General features: G+C 71.3%; 15 protein-coding genes. 10 read left to right on the plus strand and 5 right to left on the minus strand.

From position 1 onward, the window contains the following. The first annotated feature begins 59 nt into the window (after nt 1–59). Entirely contained in the window at nt 60–194 is a 135-nt protein-coding gene (locus ABIA33_RS22310; protein ID WP_370084136.1) for an SPW_0924 family protein, read from the plus strand. A gap of 13 nt (nt 195–207) precedes the next feature. After that, nucleotides 208–1311 carry a DUF3068 domain-containing protein gene (locus ABIA33_RS22315; RefSeq protein ID WP_370084137.1) on the plus strand — a complete coding sequence of 368 codons (1104 nt, stop codon included), beginning with the start codon at nt 208–210 and terminating at the stop codon, nt 1309–1311. Here ABIA33_RS22315 and ABIA33_RS22320 read toward each other — a convergent pair. Beyond that, nucleotides 1192–2049 carry a class I SAM-dependent methyltransferase gene (locus ABIA33_RS22320; protein WP_370084260.1) on the minus strand — a complete coding sequence of 286 codons (858 nt, stop codon included), beginning with the start codon at nt 2047–2049 and terminating at the stop codon, nt 1192–1194. The two genes, ABIA33_RS22315 and ABIA33_RS22320, sit on opposite strands and share 120 nt — an antisense overlap. A 439-nt stretch (nt 2050–2488) precedes the next feature. Here ABIA33_RS22320 and rpsA point away from each other — a divergent pair, with 439 nt between their 5' ends. The 4 genes from rpsA (at nt 2489) to ABIA33_RS22340 (ending at nt 8704) form a co-directional block, all read left to right on the plus strand. Beyond that, nucleotides 2489–4003 (plus strand): 30S ribosomal protein S1, encoded by a 1515-nt coding sequence (rpsA, locus tag ABIA33_RS22325; RefSeq protein ID WP_370084138.1) that lies wholly within the window; start codon nt 2489–2491, stop codon nt 4001–4003. 205 nt (nt 4004–4208) lie between these two features. Then, the gene (locus tag ABIA33_RS22330) at nt 4209–6479 is read left to right on the plus strand and encodes an MMPL family transporter (protein WP_370084139.1); all 2271 of its coding nucleotides are present in this window, start codon (nt 4209–4211) and stop codon (nt 6477–6479) included. 22 nt (nt 6480–6501) lie between these two features. After that, on the plus strand, nt 6502–7101 hold the full coding sequence (gene coaE / locus ABIA33_RS22335) for a dephospho-CoA kinase (protein ID WP_370084140.1): 600 nt from the start codon (nt 6502–6504) through the stop codon (nt 7099–7101). A 211-nt stretch (nt 7102–7312) separates the two neighbouring features. Beyond that, nucleotides 7313–8704 carry a nucleobase:cation symporter-2 family protein gene (locus ABIA33_RS22340; protein ID WP_370084141.1) on the plus strand — a complete coding sequence of 464 codons (1392 nt, stop codon included), beginning with the start codon at nt 7313–7315 and terminating at the stop codon, nt 8702–8704. A 39-nt stretch (nt 8705–8743) separates the two neighbouring features. Here ABIA33_RS22340 and treZ read toward each other — a convergent pair whose 3' ends face one another. Continuing rightward, nucleotides 8744–10531, minus strand: coding sequence for a malto-oligosyltrehalose trehalohydrolase (gene treZ / locus ABIA33_RS22345; RefSeq protein ID WP_370084142.1), 1788 nt, complete (start codon nt 10529–10531; stop codon nt 8744–8746). Nucleotides 10532–10610: 79 nt separating this feature from the next. Then, the gene (gene treY, locus ABIA33_RS22350; RefSeq protein ID WP_370084143.1) at nt 10611–13133 is read right to left on the minus strand and encodes a malto-oligosyltrehalose synthase; all 2523 of its coding nucleotides are present in this window, start codon (nt 13131–13133) and stop codon (nt 10611–10613) included. 408 nt (nt 13134–13541) lie between these two features. Here treY and ABIA33_RS22355 point away from each other — a divergent pair, with 408 nt between their 5' ends. Further along, on the plus strand, nt 13542–16118 hold the full coding sequence (locus ABIA33_RS22355; RefSeq protein ID WP_370084144.1) for a SpoIIE family protein phosphatase: 2577 nt from the start codon (nt 13542–13544) through the stop codon (nt 16116–16118). A gap of 75 nt (nt 16119–16193) precedes the next feature. After that, a complete protein-coding gene (locus ABIA33_RS22360; protein ID WP_370084145.1) occupies nt 16194–17015 on the plus strand; it encodes an SAM-dependent methyltransferase in 822 nt (273 codons plus the stop codon). A gap of 22 nt (nt 17016–17037) precedes the next feature. Here ABIA33_RS22360 and glgX read toward each other — a convergent pair whose 3' ends face one another. Continuing rightward, a complete protein-coding gene (glgX, locus tag ABIA33_RS22365; RefSeq protein WP_370084261.1) occupies nt 17038–19212 on the minus strand; it encodes a glycogen debranching protein GlgX in 2175 nt (724 codons plus the stop codon). A gap of 551 nt (nt 19213–19763) precedes the next feature. Here glgX and ABIA33_RS22370 point away from each other — a divergent pair. Together ABIA33_RS22370 and ABIA33_RS22375 are read left to right on the plus strand one after the other, a co-directional pair. Continuing rightward, nucleotides 19764–20999: an SAV2148 family HEPN domain-containing protein gene (locus ABIA33_RS22370; protein WP_370084262.1), complete on the plus strand. Its 1236-nt coding sequence runs from the start codon at nt 19764–19766 to the stop codon at nt 20997–20999. Between the two features lie 118 nt (nt 21000–21117). Beyond that, on the plus strand, nt 21118–21840 hold the full coding sequence (locus ABIA33_RS22375; protein ID WP_370084146.1) for an exonuclease domain-containing protein: 723 nt from the start codon (nt 21118–21120) through the stop codon (nt 21838–21840). Between the two features lie 55 nt (nt 21841–21895). Here ABIA33_RS22375 and ABIA33_RS22380 read toward each other — a convergent pair whose 3' ends face one another. After that, nucleotides 21896–24154 carry an MMPL family transporter gene (locus ABIA33_RS22380; RefSeq protein ID WP_370084147.1) on the minus strand — a complete coding sequence of 753 codons (2259 nt, stop codon included), beginning with the start codon at nt 24152–24154 and terminating at the stop codon, nt 21896–21898. Nucleotides 24155–24314 lie beyond the last annotated feature (160 nt).

Consider the following 24314-nt stretch of genomic DNA (forward strand, 5'->3'; position numbering starts at 1 on the left):
TGTTCTCATTTGGCACCTTCCGCGTTACGGTGCGGGCGGCCTGACGAGGGAGGTGGCCGGTGCGCGTGCTGATGGCTGCGGCGATCGGAGTGGTGCTCGCGGTGGGGCTCGCCCTGGCCCTGGTGCCGCTCGCGCATCAGGGCGGCCGCACCTCGTCCCCTCCGATGGTGACCAGCGCCCCGGCGCATCCGTAGAGGGGGCCGGTCGATGCATCGCAGGTCGAGTCTGCTGCTGGTCGCGCTCGCCGCCTTCCTGGCGGCGCTCGGCCCGCTGCTGCGCTGGTACGACTACCCGCGTGTGGTCGAGGTGCCCGCCAACCAGTACCAGGTCGTGGTGCTGCAGGCCAGGGACGCCACCCTGATCGACTACAGCACCCTCACCGGCGTCCCGCACCGGACCGTGACCATCGTGCAGACCCTCAGGGGGGACAGCGCCGCGGCCGCCGCCGAGAAGCGTCGCACCGGCCGCGACGTGGTGGTCTGGGACACCCTCTCCTACGTCCTCGGCAACGACGGCAGGATGATCTCCAGCATCCCGGAGGTCTACGTCTTCGACGCCCACACCCAGGACCCGGTGCACTGCTGCGGCGAGAGCGTCGACGGCGACCCGGTGACCCGCACCGGGATCGAGTACAAGTTCCCCTTCGACACCCAGCCCCGGGACTACCAGTACTACGACGAGCAGACCAGGACCTCCGCGCCGATCCACTACCAGGGCGTCCGAATGTACCGGGGGATGCGGGTCTACTACTTCGAGCAGACCATCCCCTGGACCCAGGTCCCCTTTCCCCGGACCATGCCGGCCGGTGTCACCGGCCTCACCCCGGCGAGTATCGCCGCGCTCGGTTACCAGCGCTGGTACACCACGGTCCGCACGTTCTGGGTCGACCCGGTGACCGGAGCCCCCGTCAACGGCGAGGAGCAGCACCACGAGGAACTGCGCTTCCCCGCCGCCGGCGGCAGGGCCCCGGTGACCGTCTTCGCCGGGGACGTGAAGATCCGGTCCGACTACCTGGACTCCACCGCTGCCCTGGTGAAGCAGCAGCGGATCCTCGTTCTGGCGCTCAGCACCTACATCCCCTGGGGCTTCCCGGTGGTCGGTGCGCTGCTGCTGGGCTGCGCGTTCCTGCTGGAGCTGCGCGGCAGGCGAAGGGACGGCCGGGCCTCGGCCGGTTCGGCGGGTTCTGCGGGCTCAGTCGGCGACGGTGACGAAGATGGCGGTGCCCGGCAGGTGCCGCCCCCGCAGCGGGCTCCAGCCGCCCCACTCCTGGGTGAGTCCGTCCGGCCACTCGGGTTCGACCAGGTCGACTAGCCGGAAGCCGGCGGCGGTGAGCTCCCGCACCCGGTCGCCGAGGGTGCGGTGGTGTTCGACGTACACCGCGCGGCCCTCCTCGTCCTGCTCGACATAAGGGGTGCGGTCGAAGTACGAGGACAGTGCGGTCAGCCCCTCCGGGCCCGGCTCGTCGGGGAAGGCCCAGCGGATCGGGTGGGTGACCGAGAAGACCCACCGCCCACCCGGGCGCAGGACCCGGTGCACCTCGCGCATCAGCTGCGCCGTGTCGGCGGCGAAGGGCACTGCTCCGTACGCGGAGCAGGCGTGGTCGAAGCTGCGGTCGGCGAAGGGGAGCACGGATGCGTCGGCCTGGACCAGCGGGACGGGCGGCAGGCCGAGCTGCTGGTCGATTCGCAGCGAGTGCTGGAGCTGACGGTGCGACAGGTCGAGGGCGACCGGTCTGGCCCCCTGGGCGGCGAGCCAGCGGGAGCACTGCGCGGCGCCGGCGCCGATCTCCAGGACGGTGCGGCCGCGCAGGTCGGCGGGGTCGCCGAGGAGGCGGGCCTCGGCCTCGTCGAGGCCCTCGGGGCACCAGGTGAAGCGGGCGTCGCCGAGGAAGGAGCCGTGCTCGTCCTGGTACTCGTCGGCGTTCCGGTCCCACCAGCGACGGTTGGCGTGGCTGCTCTCGCCGGCTCCGGCGTCGCGGCGGACCGCCTCGGCGTCGTCGAGGACAGGGTCGAGCTCGGCGTCGAGGTCCGTGTCGAGGTCGAGGCCCATGTCAGAAAGGTCGGTGGCGTCAGCGGGGGTTGCGGTGTGCTCGGTCATCTCCGGCGTAGCGTAACCTTCCCTGTGTAGCGTCGGGCGTCGCCAGTCGGGGTCGCCGTGTGTGTGTGCTGTGGGCTCCGGAAGTGTCCTGATTGACCATTTTGATGTGGTCTGTGTGGGCCCCTCCCGGCCTGCGGCATCCCGCATTGACCGTGCATGGCTGTCCCCGTATGCTACAAGTTGCGCTGCGGGCCTGCGCGCCTCGGACGGAGCAGGTCGCGCTCGCATCTGTTGAAGACCCCACAGTCACAGCCCGGGGTATCGGCTCCCAGAACAGGTCTGGGAGAGGCGATACACCGGCTCTGCCCTGTCTGGTCCTTGGTGGAGCGATAACGGGTCCCCGGCGTAGTAGTACCTACGACTTCATGTCCGTACCGGAGCCCTTTTCCTAATGACGACCAGCAGCACCGAGGCCCGTACCACCCCGCAGGTGGCGGTCAACGACATCGGCGACGCAGAGGCCTTCCTCGCGGCGATCGACGAGACCATCAAGTACTTCAACGATGGCGACATCGTCGAGGGCATCATCGTGAAGGTCGACCGTGACGAGGTTCTCCTCGACATCGGTTACAAGACCGAGGGCGTCATCCCCTCCCGCGAGCTGTCCATCAAGCACGACGTCGATCCGCATGACGTCGTCAAGGTCGGCGACAACATCGAGGCCCTTGTTCTCCAGAAGGAGGACAAGGAGGGTCGTCTCATCCTGTCCAAGAAGCGTGCTCAGTACGAGCGCGCCTGGGGCACGATCGAGAAGATCAAGGAAGAGGACGGCATCGTCACCGGTACCGTCATCGAGGTCGTCAAGGGTGGTCTCATCCTCGACATCGGCCTCCGCGGCTTCCTGCCGGCCTCGCTGGTCGAGATGCGTCGTGTCCGCGACCTCCAGCCCTACGTGGGCAAGGAGCTCGAGGCCAAGATCATCGAGCTGGACAAGAACCGCAACAACGTGGTCCTGTCCCGCCGTGCGTGGCTGGAGCAGACCCAGAGCGAGGTCCGTCAGACCTTCCTCACCACCCTGCAGAAGGGCCAGGTGCGCTCCGGCGTCGTCTCCTCCATCGTCAACTTCGGTGCCTTTGTGGACCTGGGCGGCGTCGACGGCCTGGTGCACGTCTCCGAGCTGTCCTGGAAGCACATCGACCACCCCTCCGAGGTTGTCGAGGTCGGCCAGGAGGTCACCGTCGAGGTTCTCGACGTGGACATGGACCGCGAGCGCGTCTCCCTGTCGCTGAAGGCGACCCAGGAGGACCCGTGGCAGCAGTTCGCCCGGACCCACCAGATCGGTCAGGTCGTCCCGGGTAAGGTCACCAAGCTGGTTCCGTTCGGTGCGTTCGTCCGCGTGGACGAGGGGATCGAGGGTCTGGTCCACATCTCCGAGCTGGCCGAGCGCCACGTGGAGATCCCGGAGCAGGTCGTCCAGGTCGGCGACGAGATCTTCGTGAAGGTCATCGACATCGACCTCGAGCGTCGTCGCATCAGCCTCTCGCTGAAGCAGGCCAACGAGTCCCTCGGTGCCGACCCGGCGTCGGTCGAGTTCGACCCGACCCTGTACGGCATGGCTGCCTCCTACGACGATGCGGGCAACTACATCTACCCGGAGGGCTTTGACCCCGAGGCGAACGACTGGCTGCCCGGCTTCGAGAAGCAGCGTGAGGAGTGGGAGCGCCAGTACGCCGAGGCGCAGACCCGCTTCGAGCAGCACCAGGCCCAGGTCATCAAGAGCCGCGAGGCCGACGCCGAGGCCGCTGCCGCGGGCGAGGGTGCGGCCCCCGAGGCCGGCGCCAGCGCCGGTGCGGGTGCGCTCTCCGGTGGCTCGTACTCCTCGAGCAGCGACGAGACCTCGGGCGCCCTGGCGACCGACGAGGCCCTCGCCGCCCTGCGCGAGAAGCTCGCGGGTGGCCAGAGCTGATCAGCGCCCTGCGCTGAGCATGAGCTCCAGCTGAGAAGAGCCCCCGTCCGGATCATCGGGCGGGGGCTCTTTCGTATGTCCACGCAGGCAATTCGGGCATCAGGGTCTTCTTACCGTGAACTAGGTCATAGATCATTAATCTTCCGATCCGGTGAATTCTGGGCGATGGTGTCAACAGCCCCTTCCCCGGATGCAAGGTCCCCGCATGCACGCACCCTCTTCCCGCTGTGGTGGGCCGTTCGCCGCAGTGGGACGGTTCAGCTTCCGGCATCGGCGTTGGGTGCTCGCCCTGTGGGCCCTGCTGCTCGCCGCCGGGCTGCTGTTCGGCACCAAGGTGTTCGACGCCGCCGCGCCGTCCGCGAGCGCCGCGGGATCGGAGTCGGCGACCGGCAGCGCGCTGCTGACCGCGTCCAGCGCCTCGGACCGGAGCATCACCGCACTCGTGGAGGGCAAGGCGGTGGACGACCCCGCCGTGAAGGCCGCCGTCGGTGCCGCTGCCACCGACCTGGTGCGGATACCGGGCGTGAGTGGGGTCACCGACACCTACAGCGCCGGAAGCACGGGGACGGCACTGCGTTCCAGTGACGGGCAGGCGAGCCTGATCCAGGTTCAGCTCAGCACCGACGAGGGCACTCCCAGCGGACAGAAGACTCTGGCTGCGGCCTCGCAGCGGCTCAGCGAGATCTCTGGCGCAGCACCCGGTACCACCGTGAAGCTGGGCGGCGCGCAGATCCTCGACGCCCAGGTGCAGCAGCAGACCAAGCACGACACCGAGCTCGGCGAGTTCGTCACCCTGCCGCTGACACTGCTGGTGATGGTGCTGATCTTCGGCGGCTTCCTGGCCGCCGGACTACCGCTCATCGGTGCGATCGGCTCGATCGCCGGGGCGCTGCTGGCCCTGCTGGGCTTCAGCCAGATCATGCCGATGGACACCAGCGTGCTGCCCATCGCCACCGTGCTCGGCCTCGGCCTGTCCATCGACTACGCGCTGCTCATGGTCAACCGCTTCCGGGAGGAGCGAAGCCGGGGCGCGGACGTCGCCGCAGCGGTGGAGCGCACCTCGGCCACGGCAGGCCGTACCATCGCGTTCTCGGCGCTGACGGTCGCCGCCGCGCTGTCCGGGCTCTTCGTCTTCGTCAGCCCGATCTTCCGGGCGGTGGCGGCCGCCGGGGTCAGCGTTGTGGTGATCACCGTCCTGTCGGGCCTGACTCTGATCCCGGCGCTGCTGGGCTTCGTCGGCCGCCGGATCAAGGCGCCGGTGGCGCCTGTCCCCGACGACGGCGTGTTCGCCCGTACCGTGCGCCGGGTGCAGCGCCGGCCGCTGCCGGTGGCGCTGGGGGTCGGAGCGATCCTGCTGGCCATGGCGGCTCCGTTCCTGACCGCGCATGCGCAGAGTGCCGGGGCCGACGTCCTGCCGAAGTCGTTCAGCAGCAGGGACGTGGCGGACGCGCTGGCCACCCGTTTCCCGCAGCAGCGACAGGCGGCGGTCACGGTCGCGGTGCAGGGGAGCACGGCGCAGGCCGAGGCGTATGCGCAGCACATCCGTACGCTTCCCGGCGTGTCTGGGGCGACCGTGCAGGCGAGCAGCGGAGCGTCCAGCACCGGGTCGTCCGCCACCGGGCCGTCCGCCACCGGGTCGTCGTCCGTCTCCGGGCTGGTCAGCGTCGGCGTGGACGTGAACGGCAGCATGCAGGGGGCGACGGCGCAGCGGGTGGTCGGCGAGCTGCGGGCCGACCGGGGTGGGTTGACCACCTGGGTGACCGGTGACGCGGCGACGGTGGTCGACTTCAAGCACGAGGTGGCCACGCGCGGGCCGTGGGCTCTCGGCCTGGTCGCCTGCGTGACCTTCCTGCTGCTGTTCCTGATGACCGGTTCGGTGCTGGTGCCGTTGAAGGCACTGCTGATGAACCTGCTGTCGCTCGGCGCTTCGCTGGGCGTGCTGACCCTGGTGTTCCAGGACGGATGGTTCAGCGGCCTGCTGGGCTTCACCCCGACGGGCGGCCTGGAGGCGTGGATTCCGGTCCTGGTGTTCGCCTTCGCCTTCGGGTTGTCGATGGACTACGAGGTGTTCCTGCTCTCGCGGATCAAGGAACTCCATGAGGAGGGGTATCCGTGCCGCTCCTCGGTGGAGCTCGGGGTGCAGCGCAGCGGGCGGATCATCACTTCGGCGGGGTTGCTGATGGTGGTGGTGTTCGCAGGCTTCTCGACCGGGAGCATGCTCGACATCAAGGAGATAGGTCTCGCGCTGGCGGTGGCGATCCTGGTGGACGCGACGCTGGTGCGGATGCTGCTGGTGCCCGCGACGATGACGCTGTTCGGAAAGCTCAACTGGTGGGCGCCGGCCTGGCTGCGGCGGTTGCACGCCCGCTTCGGACTGCGCGAGAACCAGACCCTGCCGGCGCTGGCCGTGCCGACCGAGGCGGCAGCGCTGCTGCCGTCGCCACGCACCTCGGACCCGACGTCGGTCGCCGCCTGACCGGAGGCCGTATGCTGCGGCCATGCTGAAGGTCGGGCTCACGGGTGGTATCGGGGCGGGCAAGAGCGAGGTCTCGCGGTTGCTTGCCTCGTACGGGGCGGTCGTCGTGGACGCGGACCTGATCGCCCGTGAGGTCGTCGCGCCCGGGACGGAGGGCCTGGCGGCGGTCGTCGCCGAGTTTGGCCCCGAGGTGCTGATGCCCGACGGCTCCCTGGACCGGCCGAAGCTCGGCGCCGTCGTCTTCGCCGACCCGGCCCGGCTGGCGGCGCTCAACGCGATCGTGCACCCCCTGGTCGGACGGCGTTCGGCGGAGCTTGAGGCGCAGGCCGGTACCGACGACGTAGTGGTCCACGACGTTCCGCTGCTCGCCGAGAACGGGCTCGCGCCCCGGTACGACCTGGTGGTCGTCGTCGACGCGGCCGACGGCACCCGGCTGGAGCGACTGGTGAAGCTGCGCGGCATGGCCGAGGCGGAGGCGGGCGCTCGGATGGCCGCGCAGGCGTCCCGCGAGAAGCGCCTCGCCGTCGCGGACCTGGTGATCGACAACGACGGACCGATGGAGCGGCTGGAGCCGCAGGTGCGAGCGATATGGCGGGAACTGCGGGAGCGGGCGGCGGGCTGAGCTGCCTGTAGGAAGCCACAAATTGCTCAACATTCTGTTGACGGTGGTTGTGGCTGGATCTAGGTTTCCTGCAACCGAAAAAGTAATTTCGAATCACGGAATCTCCGGATCGCCGTCCGGCCCTCGCTTCGCCCGGTCCGCAGGCCGTCCCCTGCCCGCCGGGCATTCCCCCCCATTCCGGTGAACGCACCGCACCCCTGGAGGCACCCGCGTGGACTCCGCACGTCCTGATTCGGCCGAAAAGTCCGCTGTTCACCCCGTCGACGAACTGCTTCCGGCTCCCAAGCTCATCGCCTACGGCCTGCAGCACATCGCCGCGATGTACGCCGGAGTCGTCGCGCCGCCGCTGATCGTCGGCGCCGCCTGCGGCCTCAGCGCCACCGAGCTCACCGTCCTCATCGGCGCCGCGCTGCTCACCTCGGGGCTGGCGACGCTGCTGCAGACCCTGGGCGTCTGGAAGGTCGGCTCCCGGCTGCCCTTCGTCAACGGCATCTCCTTCGCCGGCGTCGCCCCCATGGTCGCCATCGCGAAGACCGCGCATCCCGGTCAGGCGCTGCCGCTGATCTACGGCGGCATCCTGGTCGCGGGAGTGGCCGGATTCGTCGCCGCCCCCTACTTCGGCCGGCTCAACCGGTTCTTCCCGCCAGTGGTCAGCGGCACCGTGATCACCCTGATCGGGCTCTCGCTGTTCCCCGTCGCCGCCAACTGGGCGCAGGGCGGCAACCCCACCGCGGCCGACTTCGGGTCACTGCGCAACATCGGTCTCGCCGGAGTCACCCTCGCGGTGATCCTGCTGCTCAACCGCTTCCTCGGCGGATTCCTGCGCAGCATCTCCATCCTGATCGGCCTGCTGGCCGGCACCCTCGCCGCCGTCCCGCTCGGGAAGGCCGACTTCGGCCGCCTCGCGCACGTCCCTGTCTTCGCCGTTCCCTCTCCGTTCCACTTCGGCGCACCGCAGTTCCAGGCCGGTGCGATCATCTCGATGCTGATCGTGATGATCGTGTCGATGACCGAGAGCACCGCCGACATGCTGGCGCTGGGCGAGATCGTCGACAAGCCGGCCGACGGGGCCACCATCACCGCCGGCCTGCGCGCCGACGGCGCGGCCAGCGCTCTCGCCGCGCTGCTGAACGGCTTCACCGCCACCGCGTTCGCCCAGAACATCGGCCTGGTTGCGCTCACCAACGTGCGCAGCCGCTTCGTCGTCGCCGCGAGCGGTGTGATCCTGGTGCTGCTGGGCCTGTTCCCGGTGGCCGGAGCGCTCGTCGACGTGGTGCCGCAGCCGGTCCTCGGCGGGGCCGGCCTGGCTCTGTTCGGCACGGTCGCGGCCAGCGGCATCCGCACCCTCACCCGGGCCCGGCTCCAGGAGAACGGCAACCTGCTGGTCGTCGCCGTGTCCATCGGCTTCGGAGTGCTGCCGATCGCCGCGCCGACCTTTTACCGCGCCTTCCCGCAGGCGGTGCAGACGGTGATGACCTCCGGGATCAGCGCCGGCTGCCTGGTCGCCATCGCGCTCAACCTGCTCTTCAACCAGACCGGGCGGAACCGGGACGCGGAGGCGTCCCCGGCCGCCGAACCGGTCCTGGAGCCGGCAGCGGGCTGACCAGCCGTCAGTGACGCTGTCCCGCCGAGGGGTTGCCGCTCAGTCGGAGTGCCGGCCTCCGGTGCGCACGACGGCGGTGGAGTAGGCCGGCAGGGTGAGCTCGCTGCCTGCGGCGTGGTACGGGCCGTAGGCGGCGAGCACGTCGGTGCAGGGCCCACCCAGAGGGAGGGTGCGCTGCTCGGAGGACAGGTTGACCGCTGTGCGGTACGGCCCGCGGTGCAGGACCAGCCAGCGCTGCTCCTCGTCGTGGTCAACCCGGACGGCGGAGAGGTCCGGGTCGGTGAACGCCGGGTGGGCGCGGCGCAGCGCCAGCAGCGTGCGATACCAGGCGAGCAGGGTCGCGTGCGGCTTTCGGTGGGTCTCGGTCCAGTCGAGTCTGGAGCCGAGGAAGGTCGAGGCCGCCTGCGGATCGGGGACCTCCTCGGCCGACCAGCCGTGGCCGGCGAACTCGTTGCGGCGACCCGTGCGCACCGCCTCTGCCAGGCCCGGGTCCTGATGGTCCGTGAAGAACTGCCAGGTAGTGCCGGCGCCCCACTCCTCGCCCATGAACAGCATCGGTGTGAACGGTGCGGTGAGGACGAGGGCCGCGCCCGCCGCCAGCAGGCCGGGGTCGAGGGTGGCGGAGAGGCGGTCGCCCAGGGCGCGGTTGCCGACCTGGTCGTGTGTCTGCAGGTAGCCGAGGAGCCGGTGGGCGGGGGTGCGGCGGGTGTCGAGCGGGCGGCCGTGGGTGCGCTCGCGGAACGAGGACCAGGTGCCGTCGTGGAACCAGCCCCGGGTGAGGGTCCTGGCCAGTGCGCCGAGCGGCCGGACGGCGAAGTCGGCGTAGTAGCCCTGGCGTTCGCCGCTGAGCGCGGTGTGCAGGGCGTGGTGGAAGTCGTCACTCCACTGCGCGGCCAGGCCGAGACCGCCGCCCTCGCGGGGCGTGATCAGGCGGGGATCGTTGAGGTCCGACTCGCCCACCAGGAACAGCGGTCGGCCGGTGGCGGCGGCGAGGGAGTCGACCGCCGTCGCCAACTCCTCCAGGAAGTGGACCGCGCGGTTGTCGGCCAGGGCGTGCACGGCGTCCAGCCGCAGTCCGTCGATCCGGTAGTCGCGCAGCCAGGCCAGCGCGCTGCCGATCAGGTACCTGCGCACCTCGTCGGAGCCGGGGGCGTCGAGGTTGACCGCCGAGCCCCAGGGGGTGTGGTGGCGCTCCGTGAAGTAGGGGCCAAAGCGCGGCAGGTAGTTGCCGGAGGGGCCGAGATGGTTGTGGACGACGTCCAGGACGACCCCGAGGCCGAGCCGATGTGCTGTGTCGACAAAGCGCTTGAGTCCCTCCGGTCCGCCATAGGGCTCGTGTACGGCCCAGAGCGACACCCCGTCGTAGCCCCAGCCGTGGGTGCCGGGAAAGGGGCAGACCGGCATCACCTCGACCAGGTCGACACCGAGCTCGACCAGGTGGTCGAGCCGGGCGGCGGCGGAGTCGAAGGTGCCCTCGGGGGTGAAGGTGCCGATGTGCAGCTCGTACAGCACGCTGCCGGGCAGCGCGCGGCCCTGCCAGGGACTCGTCGACCAGCGGAAGGCGGTGTGGTCGACGAGCTGTGACGGCCCGTCGGGGCCCTCGGGCTGGCGCGGGGAGCGCGGGTCCGGAAGCAGCACGGGGTCGCCGTCCAGGCAGAAGCCGTAGCGCGTGCGCTCCGGATCGGCGGGCGCGTCCGCCTGCCACCAGCCCGGACGGGAGGGGTCACGGTGCATCGGATGGGGGGTGCCGTCGACAACCACGTCCACGCGGTGGAGGACTGCGGGGGCCCACAGCTCGAAGCGTTGCTGCGGGAGGCTGCTCGGCACGTCGCTGCTCCTCGGGACCTCGGGGTCGTCGGCGGTTGATGCTGCTGGCGGTTGATGCTGAGGGGGGGACCGCCCGGGGTTACCGGGCGCGGGCGAGCAGGGCGACCGGGAGCTCGGCGAGCAGCTCGGCCAGCGGCGTGCGGCCGTGCAGCCCGGTGCGCCCGGCGAGGGTGTCGGTCCAGACTCCCGGCGGCAGCTGCAGGGTCTGCCCGGCGTTCCAACCGCCGCGCCGGTCGTGGGCGTGCGGGAGCCGGGTGGCCAGGGCGAGGACGTCGTCGCCGCGACGATAGGCCACCAGGTGCTGGTCGGCGGGCACGGGGGTGTAGGCGCCGGTGAAACTGTCGGGGCGGGCGCGGCGCAGGCGCAGCGCGGTAGCGGTGAGGTGGAGCTTCTCCGATCGCAGGGAGTCGCGGCCGGACGGCTCGGCTGCCGCGGCGGAGCCGGTGGCGGCTCCGGCGGTGGACCCGGCAGTGGACCCGGAGTTGGCGCCGGGGTTGGCGCCGGGGCTGAAGCCCGGGTCGGCGGAGTCGAGGCGGGCGGCGAGGCCGGCCAGGTCCACCGGGTGGCGGTTGTCGGGGTCGACCAGGGTGCGCAGGGGCTCCTCGCTGCCCTGGTAGACATCCGGCACCCCCGGCATGGTGAGGTGCAGCAGGGTCGCCGAGAGGGTGTTGACCCGGGCGTACGGGGCGATCCGCTCGACGAAGGCGCTGATCCTGGCGGCAAGGCCGGGGGTGCCGGGGATGGCGCGGGCGAAGCGCTCCACGGCCCGCTCGTACCCGTCGTCGGGTTCCGTCCAGCTGCTGCGCAGCTTGGCCTCGCGGACCGACTTGAGGGCGGTGGCGGCCAGCCGGTCGCCGTCGACGGGCCAGGCGGCGAGCGCGGTCTGCCACAGCAGGTAGGAGGTGTGCGGGTCGAGCTGCTCGGGGACCAGGTCGGTCCAGACGTCGATTTCGTCGTGCCACTCCTCGGGGAGCTCGGAGAGCACGGTGAGGCGCGCACGAGCGTCTGCGCTGCGTTTGGTGTCGTGGGTGGAGAGCGCCGTCATGGTGCCGGGCCAGTCGCGCTGCATCCGCATGCAGTAGGCGTGGAACTCGTCGGGGGTGGTTCCCGGGCGGCCGGGGTCGCCACCGACCTCGTTCAGGGACAGCAGCGGGTAGCGGCGGTAGAAGGCGGTGTCCTCAACCCCCTTGGCGGCCACTGCGGAGGCGGTCTGTGCCAGCCTGACCCGGAACTCGTCCTTGGCCGGGCTGCGGCCGAGCCGGCCCAGGGCGAGGTCGCGGACCAGATCGGCGCTGGCGGCGTGCGGTTGGCTGAGCAGTGCGCGGGCGTCGGCGGTGGCGGTGGTGATCCGCTTGATGTCGGTGGGGTCGTCCGGTTCACCGGGGACCGGGTAGGGGCGGTAGACCGGGTACGCGGCCAGCGTTCCGGCGATGGCCTGGCGCAGCGCCCAGTAGGCGTGGTCGCGCAGGGCCGGGTCCTCGGCGCAGATCATCGTGGCGAGGCGGGCGAGCCGGGCGACCTCGGCGGCGAGCTCGCCGAGGGGGGCGACCATCTCCTCCCGGCCGCGCCGGGCGACGGCGGCTGCGTTCTCGACGTTGGCGGCGACGTAGCAGGCGTAGTCGGCGGTGATGTCCGCGACGCCTGCGCTGTCGGTGAGCAGGCTGTCGATCTGGCGCAGCGCGTCGTAGCCGGTCGTCCCGGCGCAGGCCCAGCTGCCCGGCAGGCGCTCCTCGCCGGTGAGTATCTTCTCCACGACGACGTAGGCCCCGCCGGTGGCGTCGGCGAGCCGCCGCAGATAGCCGTGCGGGTCGGCGAGGCCGTCCGGATGGTCGATCCGGAAGCCGCCTATCACGCCCTCCGCGTGCAGTCGCAGCAGCGTCGCGTGGGTGGCCCGGAACACCTCGGGCCGTTCGACCCGCACTCCCGCCAGGTCGGAGACGGTGAAGAAGCGGCGGTAGTTCAGTTCGGTACGGGCGAGGCGCCACCAGGCCAGCCGGTAGTACTGGCGGTCGAGCAGGTCGGGGAACGGCAGCCGTTCGGAGCCGGGGCGGAGCGGGAAGACGTGGTCGTGGTAGCGGAGCACGGGCGTGCCGTCCCAGTCGTCCAGCTTGAGCCGGGGCAGCTCGCTGCCGAGGCGGTCGCCGAGTACCGGCAGCAGGACCCGGCCGTCCTGCGCCGCCCAGTCGACGTCGAACCAGGCCGCGTACGGTGACTGCGGTCCCAGCCGCAGCAGCTCCCACCAGGCGTGGTTGAGGTGTTCCGGCACGGGTGTCGCCATGTGGTTGGGCACGGTGTCCACGATCAGGCCGAGGCCGTGGGTGCGGGCCTCGGCGGCCAGGGCGCGCAGGCCCGCCTCGCCGCCCAGCTGGGGGCTGACCCTGGAGTGGTCCACCACGTCGTAGCCGTGGGTGGAGCCGGGGACGGCTTCCAGCACCGGGGAAAGGTGGAGATGGGACACCCCCAGCCGGGCGAGGTAGGGCACGGCCAGCCGGGCCTCGGCGAAGCCGAAGCCCGGCTGGAGCTGCAGGCGGTAGCTGGCCGTCGGTGTGGTGCTGGCTGACGGTGCGCTCGCGGTCCGTTCGCTGGCATCTACAACGGTCATGCCTCACGCTTACCCCGTAGAGCGCCTGCGCACGACCCCGGCGGCCCACCCGGGGGAAGCGGTTTGCCGCGCGGCAGCTCAGCGACACCTCAGGAGGGGGAGGAGTAACGACCTGGGGAGCGATAGGGCTCGGGTCAGCGCACGCCGTCGCAGTGACACTGTGCGGCTCCGCCGCGTGGCTTCGATTGCCAGGCGCCGGGACGCCCTTGTAGCGGAGCTACTTGGGCCCCGCGGCGCCGGCCGCTGATGTCAGAGCGGCAACGCGGCAAGCGGAGGTGCCGGGCGGTGGGCGCCCGAACCCTATCGCTCCCCAGGTCGTAAGCCCGGGCTCGCCTTGACACCCCTGATGGGCCGGGGTACAGAGGAGAGATGCGCCAGGGTGTGCCGACAGACCCGCAAGGGTCGCGCGTGACCGGCGGTACCACGGCGACGCGCGCCGGGCTCGGGCCCGATGGTGCCCGCCGCCCTCGGCGCGATCCCGGTTCCACGCAGACCCCTGCGGACGGCGCCGCCCGCGAACGGCCGCCCGACCCGGCCGGGGAGCGGGACGAACTGCTGGCCCACGCGGTGCGGAAGGCACTCAAGGGCACCGACGCCTACAGCGGCATGGTGTACCTGCGCTCCCGCGACCGGCGTTCGCTCGTCCTCAGCACCGTCGCCGGCGTCCCGGTGTCCGTGCTGGGCTCGTTCCGCCGGCTCTCGGTGAACAGCCCGCTGCCCGCGCCGCTCGCCTACCGCTCCGGGCGCAGCGTCTCCCTGTCCGGCGCCGAGGAGACCATGCGGCGTTTCCCGCAGCTGCTGGTGGGCCTGCCGTACTCGTTCGCTTCGGCCTACGCGCCGATCGTCGCCGGCGAGGAGACCTTCGGGGTGCTGTGCGCGCTCTGGCCCGCCTCCGCCGCTGGGGTGCCCACGGGGGCCCGGCGGCATCTGCGGACCACGGCCAACCGGCTGGGCGGCGCTCTGGGGGCGCTGGTCGCGAGGGGAGCGCCGGTGGAGAGCGTCGGCGAGATGGCGGTGATCGAGCTGCCCACCGCGTCGGGCCCGGGAACCCGGGTGGGGTTGTTCGACTGGAACCTCGCCACCGGCGAGGTCTGGGCCGACGAGGTGGTGTGTGCGATCTTCGGGCTGGACCCCGACCGGTTCGACGGCCGAGCCGAGAGCGTGGCCGCCTCGATCCACCCCGACGACCTGCCGCAGCTGCGCGCGGCGGCCCGTCGCGCGCTGGTGAACGGGCAGGTGCTGGCGCATCGCCTGCGGGTGGTGACGGGAGTGAACCGGGCGCGAGCCGTCGAGCTGTGGGGGCGGGTGCCGGACGCCGCGGTCGGTTCGGGGCGCTCGCATCTGGTCGGCGCCGTGCTCGACACCGGGACGGGAGCGGCAGCCGCCGAGGCCGTCGAGCGGCTGAGGCACGGCATCTTCTCCCTCGATCCCGACGGCCGGGTCACCTATGCGAACCTCAGCACCGAACTGCTGCTCGGATCCCACCGGGAGGAGCTGCTGGGCCGGCACCTGTGGGAATCCCTCGAGTGGCTCTCCGACCCCGGGTACGAGGACCGCTACCGGGCGGCGATGATCTCCCGGCAGCCGACCGCGTTCCTCGCCTGCCGGCCCCCCGACCGCTGGATGGCCTTCGCGCTGCACCCCGACGCCCACGGGGTGACCGGCACCGTGGTCCCTTCGACCCAGCCTGCCGAAGGCGCCGGCACGGGACCGCCGGTGGCGGCCCCCTCGCCCGTACCGGCCACGATCGTCGGGCAGACCCCCGCGCCCGCGCGCGCCAGCCTCGGAGCCATCTACCACCTGGTGCAACTGGCCAGCGCGCTGACGCAGGCGGTGACCGTCCGCGAAGTGTGCGCGACCGTGGCGGAGGAGATTCTTCCGGCCTTCGGCGGCCAGGAGTTGGCGATCTACGTGATCGAGGACAACCGGCTGAACCTCGCCCTCCAGGTGGGCTATCCCGACGGGTTCCTGGACCGCTTCGAGGGGGTCCCGATGCGGGCCCGGCTGCCGGGGGTGGAGACGCTGAGCATCGGCGCGCCCATCTTCTTCGAGTCCGTCGACGAGCTCTCGTCCGCCTACCCCGGGATAGCGCTGGACGAGATGTGCGCCTGGGCGTTCCTCCCGCTGATCGCCTCCGGGCACCCCGTCGGCAGCTGCATCCTGGGCTTCGACGAGTCCCATCCGTTCACTCCCGACGAGCGCGGCGTGCTCACCGCACTCGGCGGACTGATCGCCCAGGCGCTGGAGCGCGCCCGCCTGTACGACGCCGAGTTCGCCCTCGCCCGCGGCCTCCAGCACGCGCTGCTGCCGCACCGGCTGCCGGAGGTGCCCGGTGTCACCATCGCGGCCCGCTACCTGCCGGGAACGCAGGGCATGGAGATCGGCGGCGACTGGTACGACGCCATCGTCACCGCCCGCGGACTCTGCCTGGTCATCGGCGACGTCGAGGGGCACAGCGTGGCCGCCGCCGCGACCATGGGCCAACTCCGCAGCGCAGTACGGGCGTTCGCCACGAGCGGGAACCAGCCGAACGAAGTGCTGGCCCGCACCAACGAGTTGCTGCCCGATCTCGGCCCCGGCCTGCTCGCCAGCTGCTGCCTGATCGAGGTGGACCCGGCCACCGGATGGGCCCGCGGGGTGCGCGCCGGGCACCTCCCGCCGCTGCTGCGGCACGCCGACGGCCGCACCGAAGTACTGGACGTGCCAGGCGGTGTCCTGCTCGGCGTCGATCCCCTCGCCGAGTACCCGATCGGCGAACTGCTGCTGCCGCCGGGGTCGTTGCTCGCCCTCTACACCGACGGGCTGGTCGAGGAACCGGGGATGCAGATCGACCAGGGCATCGACCTGCTGCGGGTGGCGCTCGCCCATGCCGATGCGACCTCCCTGGAGCAGCTGGCCGACCGGCTGTTGGGCCACGCCCGCCGTTCGACGACCCGCGCCGACGATGTGGCCCTGTTGCTCACGCAGTTCGCAGCCGAGCCGTGACCGCTACTCTGGACTCTCGCGATCAAGCACTGCGCGATCAGGCGCTGCGCGATCAAGCACTGGGAGGGTCCAGGCATGACCACCGGCAACGCGTGGATAGGTGAGCGGTCCGACGACCGGAGGCCGTCCGCGGACCTCCGCCCCGACATCCCGCACCCGGCCCGGATCTACGACTACTGGCTCGGCGGCAAGGACAACTTCCCGCCCGACCGGGCGGCGGCGGAGCACGCCATCAGCGCCTCACCGGACATCCCGGCCGCCGCGCGTGAGAACCGCGCGTTCCTGCAGCGCGCCGTGCGCCTCTGCGCCAGAGCGGGCATCCGGCAGTTCATCGACATCGGCTCGGGCCTGCCCGCCCGCGGCAACGTGCACGAGGTCGTCCACGAGACGGACCCGGACGCCCGGGTCGTCTACATCGACAACGACCCGATCGTGCTCGCACATGGGCGGGCCCTCCTGGCGAACAACCGCACCACCACCGTGCTGACCGGCGACCTGCGCGACCTCGACGAGCTGCTGGACCGTCCCGAGCTGCGCCGGCTGATCGACCTGTCGCAGCCCGTCGCCGTCCTGCTGGTCGCGGTCCTGCACTTCGTCAGCGACGAGGAGGCGCGCGCCGCGGTGAAGGCCGTGCACAGCCGGCTCGCGCCCGGCAGCTATCTGCTGCTGTCCCACAGCACGTTCGAAGGCAACCCGCAGCGGGCCGCCGAGGTGGCGAAGACCTGGGACAAGACCGACTCCCGGATCAAACTGCGCGGGCGGGCCGCTGTCGCGGAGTACTTCGAGGGATGGGAACTGCTGGAGCCCGGTGTCGAGTTCGTCCCGCTGTGGCGTCCGGACGGCTCCACCGAGAACACCACGCGATGGATGTACGCCGGCGTCGGCCGAAGGGCCTGAGCCCCGAGCGGGTGCCGAAGATCTAGGCCGGCCGCTGGAGCACCATCATCGAGCGGTCCGCAAGGTGCAGGCCGTCCCCGGCACGGACCTTGGCACCCGTGCCCGGGGCGATCACCCAGGGCAGGGCGGTGTCGACGACGACCTGCCACTCCCGGCCGTGGTTGACCGGGACGGTGAAGTCGATGCCGGAGGAGCCCGCGTTGAACATCAGCAGGAAGGAGTCGTCGGTGATCTTCCCGCCGCGCCGGTCCGGTTCGGAGATGGCGTAGCCGTTGAGGAAGACGCTGAGCGACTTGGCGTAGGACGCCTTCCAGTCCCGGTCGGTCATCTCCACGCCGGCCGGGGTGAACCAGGCGATGTCGGTGAGGTCGTCGTGGGTACCGGAGACCGGGCGGCCGTGGAAGAAGCGGCGGCGGCGGAACACCGGGTGGTCCCGGCGCAGCCAGACCATGTGCCGGGTGAACTCCAGCAGTTGGGAGGACGCGTCCTGGGAGGCGCCGGTCTCGTCCTCCTCGGCCTCGACCGGGCTCCGGCTGGGGCCGATGGCGGCCAAGGGCCAGCGGACCCAGGAGATCTCGCTGTCCTGGCAGTAGGCGTTGTTGTTGCCGAGCTGGGTGCGGCCGAACTCGTCGCCGTGGGAGAGCATCGGCACGCCCTGCGACAGCATCAGCGTCGCGATGAAGTTTCGCTGCTGGCGGGCCCGCAGCGACAGCACCGCCGGGTCGTCCGACTCGCCCTCCACGCCGCAGTTCCAGGAGCGGTTGAAGCCCTCGCCGTCGCGGTTGCCCTCGTGGTTGGCCTCGTTGTGCTTGTAGTTGTAGGAGACCAGGTCGCGCAGGGTGAAACCGTCGTGGCAGGTCACGAAGTTGATGGAGGCGATGGGTCGGCGGCCGTCGTCCTGGTAGAGGTCGGAGGAGCCGGTCAGCCGGGAGCCGAACTCGGCCAGGGCCGCGTTCTCGCCGCGCCACAGGTCGCGGACGGTGTCGCGGTACTGGCCGTTCCACTCGGTCCACAGCGGGGGGAAGTTGCCGACCTGGTAGCCGCCCTCGCCCACGTCCCACGGCTCCGCGATCAGCTTGGCCTGGGAGACCACCGGGTCCTGCTGGACCAGGTCGAAGAACGACGACAGCCGGTCGACCTCGTGGAACTGCCGCGCCAGGGTCGCCGCGAGGTCGAAGCGGAAGCCGTCGACGTGCATCTCGGTGACCCAGTAGCGCAGCGAGTCCATGATCAGCTGGAGCACGTGCGGGTGGCGCATCAGCAGGCTGTTGCCGGTGCCGGTGGTGTCCTCGTAGTAGCGGCGGTCCTCGGCGAGCCGGTAGTAGGCGGAGTTGTCCAGGCCGCGGAAGGCCAGCGTCGGGCCCAGGTGGTTGCCCTCGGCGGTGTGGTTGTAGACCACGTCGAGGATGACCTCGATGCCGGCGGCGTGCAGGGCCTTCACCATCGACTTGAACTCCTGCACCTGCTGGCCGCGGTCGCCCAGCGAGGAGTACGCGCCGTGCGGCGCGAAGAAGCCGATGGTGTTGTAGCCCCAGTAGTTGGCCAGGCCCAGTTCGACCAGGCGATGGTCGTGGACGAACTGGTGCACCGGCATCAGCTCGATCGCGGTCACACCCAGTTTCACCAGGTGTTCGATCACCGCCGGGTGGGCGATCCCGGCGTAGGTGCCGCGGATCTCCTCCGGGATGCCGGGGTGGAGGTAGGTCAGACCCTTCACATGGGCCTCGTAGATGACCGTGCGGTGGTAGTCCGTACGCGGCGGGCGGTCGTTGCCCCAGTCGAAGAAAGGGTTAACCACTACCGAGGCCATGGTGTGCGGGGCGGAGTCCAGGTCGTTGCGCTGCTCCGGGGAGCCGAAGTGGTAGCCGTAGACGGACTCGTCCCAGTCGATCCGGCCGCTCATCGCCTTGGCGTAGGGGTCCAGCAGCAGCTTGGCGCCGTTGCAGCGGTCGCCGTTGCCGGGCTTGTACGGGCCGTGCACCCGGAATCCGTAGCGCTGACCTGGCTGGATGCCCGGCAGAAAGGCGTGCCGGACGAAGGCGTCGGTCTCCCGGAGCTCCACCGAGGTCTCCGAGCCGTCGTCGCCCAGGAGGCACAGCTCGACCCGCTCGGCGACCTCGGAGAACACGGCGAAGTTGGTCCCGGCACCGTCGTAGGTGGCGCCCAGGGGGTAGGGCTGTCCCGGCCAGACCTGCATCGTCGTCAACAACTCCCGCTCGCGCCCGTGCCGACCCCTGCTGGAGGGGAGCGGCGACCGTCACGTGCCCTATGCCCATCGGGCGGGCCCGTTATGTCCACTCGCATGGTGTCGCAGGGTAACCGCAGACATGGCCGTTTCACTCGTTCTTCGCCCGAACGGGTGTCCCAGTACCCCCTGGTGACGGACCGGTACGGTGCCGACACGTGACGCCACTTGTCACTCCAGCCCCGCACGCTCCTGTGCTACCAGGTCCCTACAAAGTACTCTTGATCGTCCGGAGTCACTCGGACGGCCTACTCCGGACCCCTCGGCGCGGTACGTTGTCGGCGAAGGAAACGCTTTGCCGGCGCGGGACCTCACCCGGGGTCAGGTCGTCGGCGGCCGGTGGAGCAGCAGCAGCCTACGCAGCCCGAGCAGTCCATGCGGCACGCGCGGGCAGTCCACACCCGTGACGCAGGCAGGACACGCAGGCAGACAGCACACGCAGGCAGACAGCACACGCAGGCAGGACGCGCAGGACGTGCAGGAGAGGAACGGTGAGGTCCGGGATGGTCGTCCCCGACGGGGGTGCCGCAGGAGGCACGGCGCGGGGAGAGGCCCCGACCGCGGTCGTCCGCACCGGGTCGGGACGGACCGTGCCGCACCAGCCGGGCTCGCTGGAGCCCTCCCTCGCCTGGCCCGCCGCGGCCTGGGACGAGGCCAGGCTCCGGGTCCGCCGCGCCGGACGCGCCTACGTCTGGCTCAACCTGGTCGAGCAGCGGCTCCGCTCCGTCGTCGCCGAGGTACTGCGACCCGTGTACGAACCCGTGCACGGAGAGGACTGGGTGATCGCCGCCGCCGGTCCGGCCGGCGAGGAGTGGGTACAGCGCGCGGGCGCCGTACGCGAGGTCAGCCGCCGCAAGGGCTACCTGCTCGACCCCGACGACGACAACCTTGTGGTCTTTCTCACCCTCCCGCAGTTGCGGGAGCTGATGGTCCAGCACTGGCCGTGCTTCGAGCCGTTCCTGAGCGACCGTCGCGAGGTCGAACTCGCCCTCGACGAGCTCGAGGTCGCCCGGCACGTCGTCTCCCGCAACCGCGCGCTGTCCGAGAACGTCCTCGCCCAGGCCGAGCGCGCCGCCGCCCGGCTGCTGATGCTGCTCGACGGAGGGTCGGACGCCGTCCGGCTGCGCGCCCCCGTGGACGTGGTCGAGGAGCTGGTCGGAGACCGCTACGCCGACGTCATCGGCGTCCACCCGGACCGGGTCCGGCTGCAGCGCGCGCTGCCGGTCGAGGACCTGCTCGCCGGGGCCAGGCGGCTGGACGCCGTCGGCATCTCGCTCAGCCTGCTCTGCCAGAACTTCACCGGCCGTCGGCTGGTCGCCCTGGCCGACAGCGGCTGCCGGGTCCGGCTGCTCTTCCTCAACCCGGCCAGCAGCGCCCTGCGCCGCCGCGAACGCGAACTGGGCCTGGGGCGAGGCGAACTGGGCAAGGCCGTGGAGACCAACATCATGCACGTCCGGCGGGTCCGCGCCCGGCTGCGCGACGCGGGCGCCTTCGAGATCCGGGTCCACGACGAGCTGCCGCGCTTCACCGCCTACCTGGTGGACGGCGACGGTCCGGACGGCCTCGGCGTCGTCCAGTCGTACCTGCGCCGGGCCCGCGGCATCGAGTCCCCGGCGCTGGTGCTCCGGGGCGGCACGCCCGGGCCGATCCTGTCCGGGCGGCCGCCGGAGCCCGGGCTGTTCCAGGTCTACCAGGAGGAGTTCGAGGGCGTGTGGGGCGACTCCCGCCCCGTCTCCTGACCCCGTCTCCTACCCCGTCCCGGAGTTGTCCCCTGCTCCGCCTCCTGTCGTCACCCCGGGCTCCTGTTGTCAGTGGTGCACGGGATGATGGTGCAGCACCTGGAGGAGAGGACGGCACATGAGCTGGCTGCACGACACCCTGGTCGGGTTCGACCTGGAGACCACAGGGACCGACCCGGCCGAGTCCCGGATCGTCACCGCCGCGCTGGTCGAGGCCAAGGGCGGGGTGGTCGTCCGGCAGCGCGACTGGCTCGCCGACCCCGGCGTCGCCATCCCCGCGGACGCCGCCGCCATCCACGGCATCGGCACCGAGCGCGCCGTCGCCGAGGGCCGACCGGTCGCGGAGGTCGCCGACGAGGTCGCCGCCGCGCTCTGCGAGTACTGGCGCTCCGGCGTCCAGGCCGTGGTCTTCAACGCCGCCTTCGACCTCAGCCTGCTCAGTGCCGAGCTGCGCCGGCACGGCCTGCCCTCGCTGGAGCACCGCCTCGGCGGCGGGCCGATCGGTCCTGTGCTCGACCCGCTGACTGTGGACCGAGCCGTCGACAAGTACCGCAAGGGCTCCCGCACCCTGCAGAGCACCTGCGCGGTGTACGGGGTGGAGCTCGCCGACGCCCACCAGGCCGGCAGCGACGCCCTCGCCGCGCTGCGCGTGGCCCTGGCGCTCGGCCGGAAGTACCCTGCCGAGGTCGGCGGTCTCGCCCCGGTCGAGCTGCACCACCGTCAGATCGGCTGGCACGCCGCCTGGGCCGAGGGGCTGCAGGCCTGGCTGCGGACGAGCAAGGAGCCGCAGGCCGTGGTCGACGGCAGCTGGCCGCTGCGGGTGGCGACAGCAGTGGGCTGACCCTCTCTCCCCGTGCAGAGAGGGTCAGCCCACCGGACTGTGCCCGGCGAAGGCGTCACACGCGGGCCGGGACGGACTCCTCCGTGTGAGTCGCGGGCTGCTCGGTCGGCAGCTCGCCATGACCGAGGTCGGGCAGCCAGTCCAGCCAGCGCGGCAGGTACCAGTTGCGGTCCCCGAGCAGGCTCATCACCGAGGGCAGCAGCACCGCCCGGATGACGGTGGCGTCGATCAGCACGGCCACGGCCAGGCCGATGCCCATCTGCTTCATGGCCTGCATGTCCAGGGTGCCGAAGACCGCGAACACCGCCACCATGATCGCCGCGGCGCTGGTGACCACACCCGCGGTGCTGCTGATGCCGTGGGCGACTGCGGCGCGGGTGGCCAGGCCGCGGTCGTGCGCCTCCTTGATCCGGGAGACCACGAACACGTGGTAGTCCATGCTCAGCCCGAAGAGGATCACGAACAGGAACAGCGGGACCCAGGTCTCGATCGCGCCCACCCCGGCCGTGCCGAGCAGGGACGCGCCAACGCCGTGCTGGAACACCAGCGTCAGCGCGCCGTACGAGGCGGCCACCGAGAGCAGGTTGAGCGCCAGGGCGGTGGCGGCGATGGTGACGGAGCGGAAGGAGAGCAGCATCAGCAGGAAGGCGAAGCCCATCACGAAGGCGAACACGGGCAACAGACTGCCGGTCATCTGCGCATTGAAGTCCGCCGAGCCCGCCGTCCGGCCGGTCACCTCGGCCTGAGTGCCGGGCACGGCGCCGAGGGTGTGCGGGACGACCGTGCCGCGCAGCGCGGCCAGGGCGTCGTTGCTGGTCTTGTCGTTGCCGCTGCCCGCCATCGGCACGTCGACGAGTTCGAGGTGCTGCGCCGGATAGCGGGTGACCGTGATCGGGTCGTGCAGCAGTCCGGTCGCGACGGCCTGCTGCTTGAAAGCGCTGAGGGCGGCGGTCATGGCGGCCGAGTCGAGCTGGTCGGACGTGACGACGACGGTCGCCTGGTTGGGGTTGCCCGGGAAGGCGGCGGCGATCCGCTGCTCGGTCAGGACCAGGGGATTGCCCTTGGGCAGTTGCTGGGCGAAGGTCAGGTTCGCGGTGTTCATGCCGAGCATGGGCGCGGCCAGAGCGAGCAGCAGCGCGGTGGCGATCCCGGCGGAGATCACCGGGCGGCGCAGCACCCGGCCCAGCACGGCGCGCCAGAAGCGGCTCCCGGCCGGCGCAGCGGCTGCGGCCTCCGTGGTGCGGCGCCGGCGGAGGAAGGGGATGCGTCCCTTCTCGACCCGGTCGCCGAGCATGGACAGCAGCGCGGGCAGTACCGTGACCGAGCCGAGGACCGCGGTGATGACGACGAGGATGGTGGCCATGCCCATGGCCTCGAAGTCGGCGATCCCGGTCAGGAACATTCCGGCCATGGCGACGACCACGGTCAGACCGGAGACCATGACGGCCCGTCCGGAGGTCGCGGCGGCGATCTTCAGCGCGGCCTCGGGCGAGTGGCCCTTGGCGCGCTCCTCACGCTCACGGCGCAGGTAGAAGAGGCAGTAGTCGACGCCCACGGCCAGCCCGACCAGCAGCATCACCGAGGAGGCGTCGTTGCTGGTGTGGAGCAGGTGGCTGCTCAGCGCGACCAGCCCGCCTGCGGCGATGAACGCGGTCAGCGCGAGCAGTACCGGGAGTACGGCGGCGACCAGCGCCCCGAAGGCCACCAGCAGGATGCCCAGCGCGAGCGGCACCGCGGTCCACTCGGCCCGGCTGAAGTCATGGGTGAACATGTCGTTGAACCACTTGTTGGCGCTGGCTTCGCCGAACTCCTCGACCGTCAGCTCGGGGTGGTGCGCCTGGGTGGCCGCGACGGCGGCGAGAAGGGGCGCGACCCGCTGGTCGGCGGTGTCGGGGTCGCCCGCCATGGTGATCTCGACCAGCGCCGAGTGCTGGTCGGGGGCGATGGCCCCGCTGGTGTAGGGGGACTTCACGGCCGAGCTGGCGCCGGTGGCCCGGACGGCGCCGATGGTGTCCTCGACAGCGGTACGGAAGCGCGGGTCGGTCGCGGTGAAGGTGCTGCTCTGGATCAGCACGGTCTCGTGGGCCGGGGACTTGATGCCGGACTGCTCGATCAGCTGGTCGGCGCGGCCGGACTGGCCCACCCCGTTGTCCTTGCCGGTGGTCTGGATGCTGCCGGCCATGCCGCCGAGGACGGTGGCGAGGACGACGAAGAGCAGCCAGCCGAAGACGGCCGTCTTTCGATGCCGGGCACTCCAGCCGCCGATGGCGGCGGCGAAGCCGGGCCTTGCGGTCTTGTGGGCGCGGGATGTCACGGTGGTCCCCCTGGACTCTGGACTCCGGGCCCGGAGCCGTCGCGGGCTCCGGGCTGAGGTCTGCGCGGGCTGTGAGGTGTGCTGAAGCGCACAGACGACGCTACGGAGCCCGGATCTGACGGGACATCCGGCCAGCGGGCGATCCGCCCCTGGGCTTGGC

The organism is Streptacidiphilus sp. MAP12-16 (genome assembly GCF_041262165.1).
In the GTDB taxonomy this organism is placed as follows: Bacteria; Actinomycetota; Actinomycetes; order Streptomycetales; family Streptomycetaceae; genus Streptacidiphilus.

Bases quoted from the DNA above. Each gene is read 5' to 3' on its own strand.
- ABIA33_RS22320 (WP_370084260.1), bottom strand. From the start codon at position 2,049: ATGGGCCTCGACCTCGACACGGACCTCGACGCCGAGCTCGACCCTGTC.
- rpsA (WP_370084138.1), top strand. From the start codon at position 2,489: ATGACGACCAGCAGCACCGAGGCCCGTACCACCCCGCAGGTGGCGGTC.
- ABIA33_RS22375 (WP_370084146.1), top strand. From the start codon at position 21,118: ATGAGCTGGCTGCACGACACCCTGGTCGGGTTCGACCTGGAGACCACA.
- ABIA33_RS22315 (WP_370084137.1), top strand. From the start codon at position 208: ATGCATCGCAGGTCGAGTCTGCTGCTGGTCGCGCTCGCCGCCTTCCTG.
- ABIA33_RS22370 (WP_370084262.1), top strand. From the start codon at position 19,764: ATGGTCGTCCCCGACGGGGGTGCCGCAGGAGGCACGGCGCGGGGAGAG.
- ABIA33_RS22360 (WP_370084145.1), top strand. From the start codon at position 16,194: ATGACCACCGGCAACGCGTGGATAGGTGAGCGGTCCGACGACCGGAGG.
- coaE (WP_370084140.1), top strand. From the start codon at position 6,502: ATGCTGAAGGTCGGGCTCACGGGTGGTATCGGGGCGGGCAAGAGCGAG.
- treY (WP_370084143.1), bottom strand. From the start codon at position 13,133: ATGACCGTTGTAGATGCCAGCGAACGGACCGCGAGCGCACCGTCAGCC.
- glgX (WP_370084261.1), bottom strand. From the start codon at position 19,212: ATGCAGGTCTGGCCGGGACAGCCCTACCCCCTGGGCGCCACCTACGAC.
- ABIA33_RS22330 (WP_370084139.1), top strand. From the start codon at position 4,209: ATGCACGCACCCTCTTCCCGCTGTGGTGGGCCGTTCGCCGCAGTGGGA.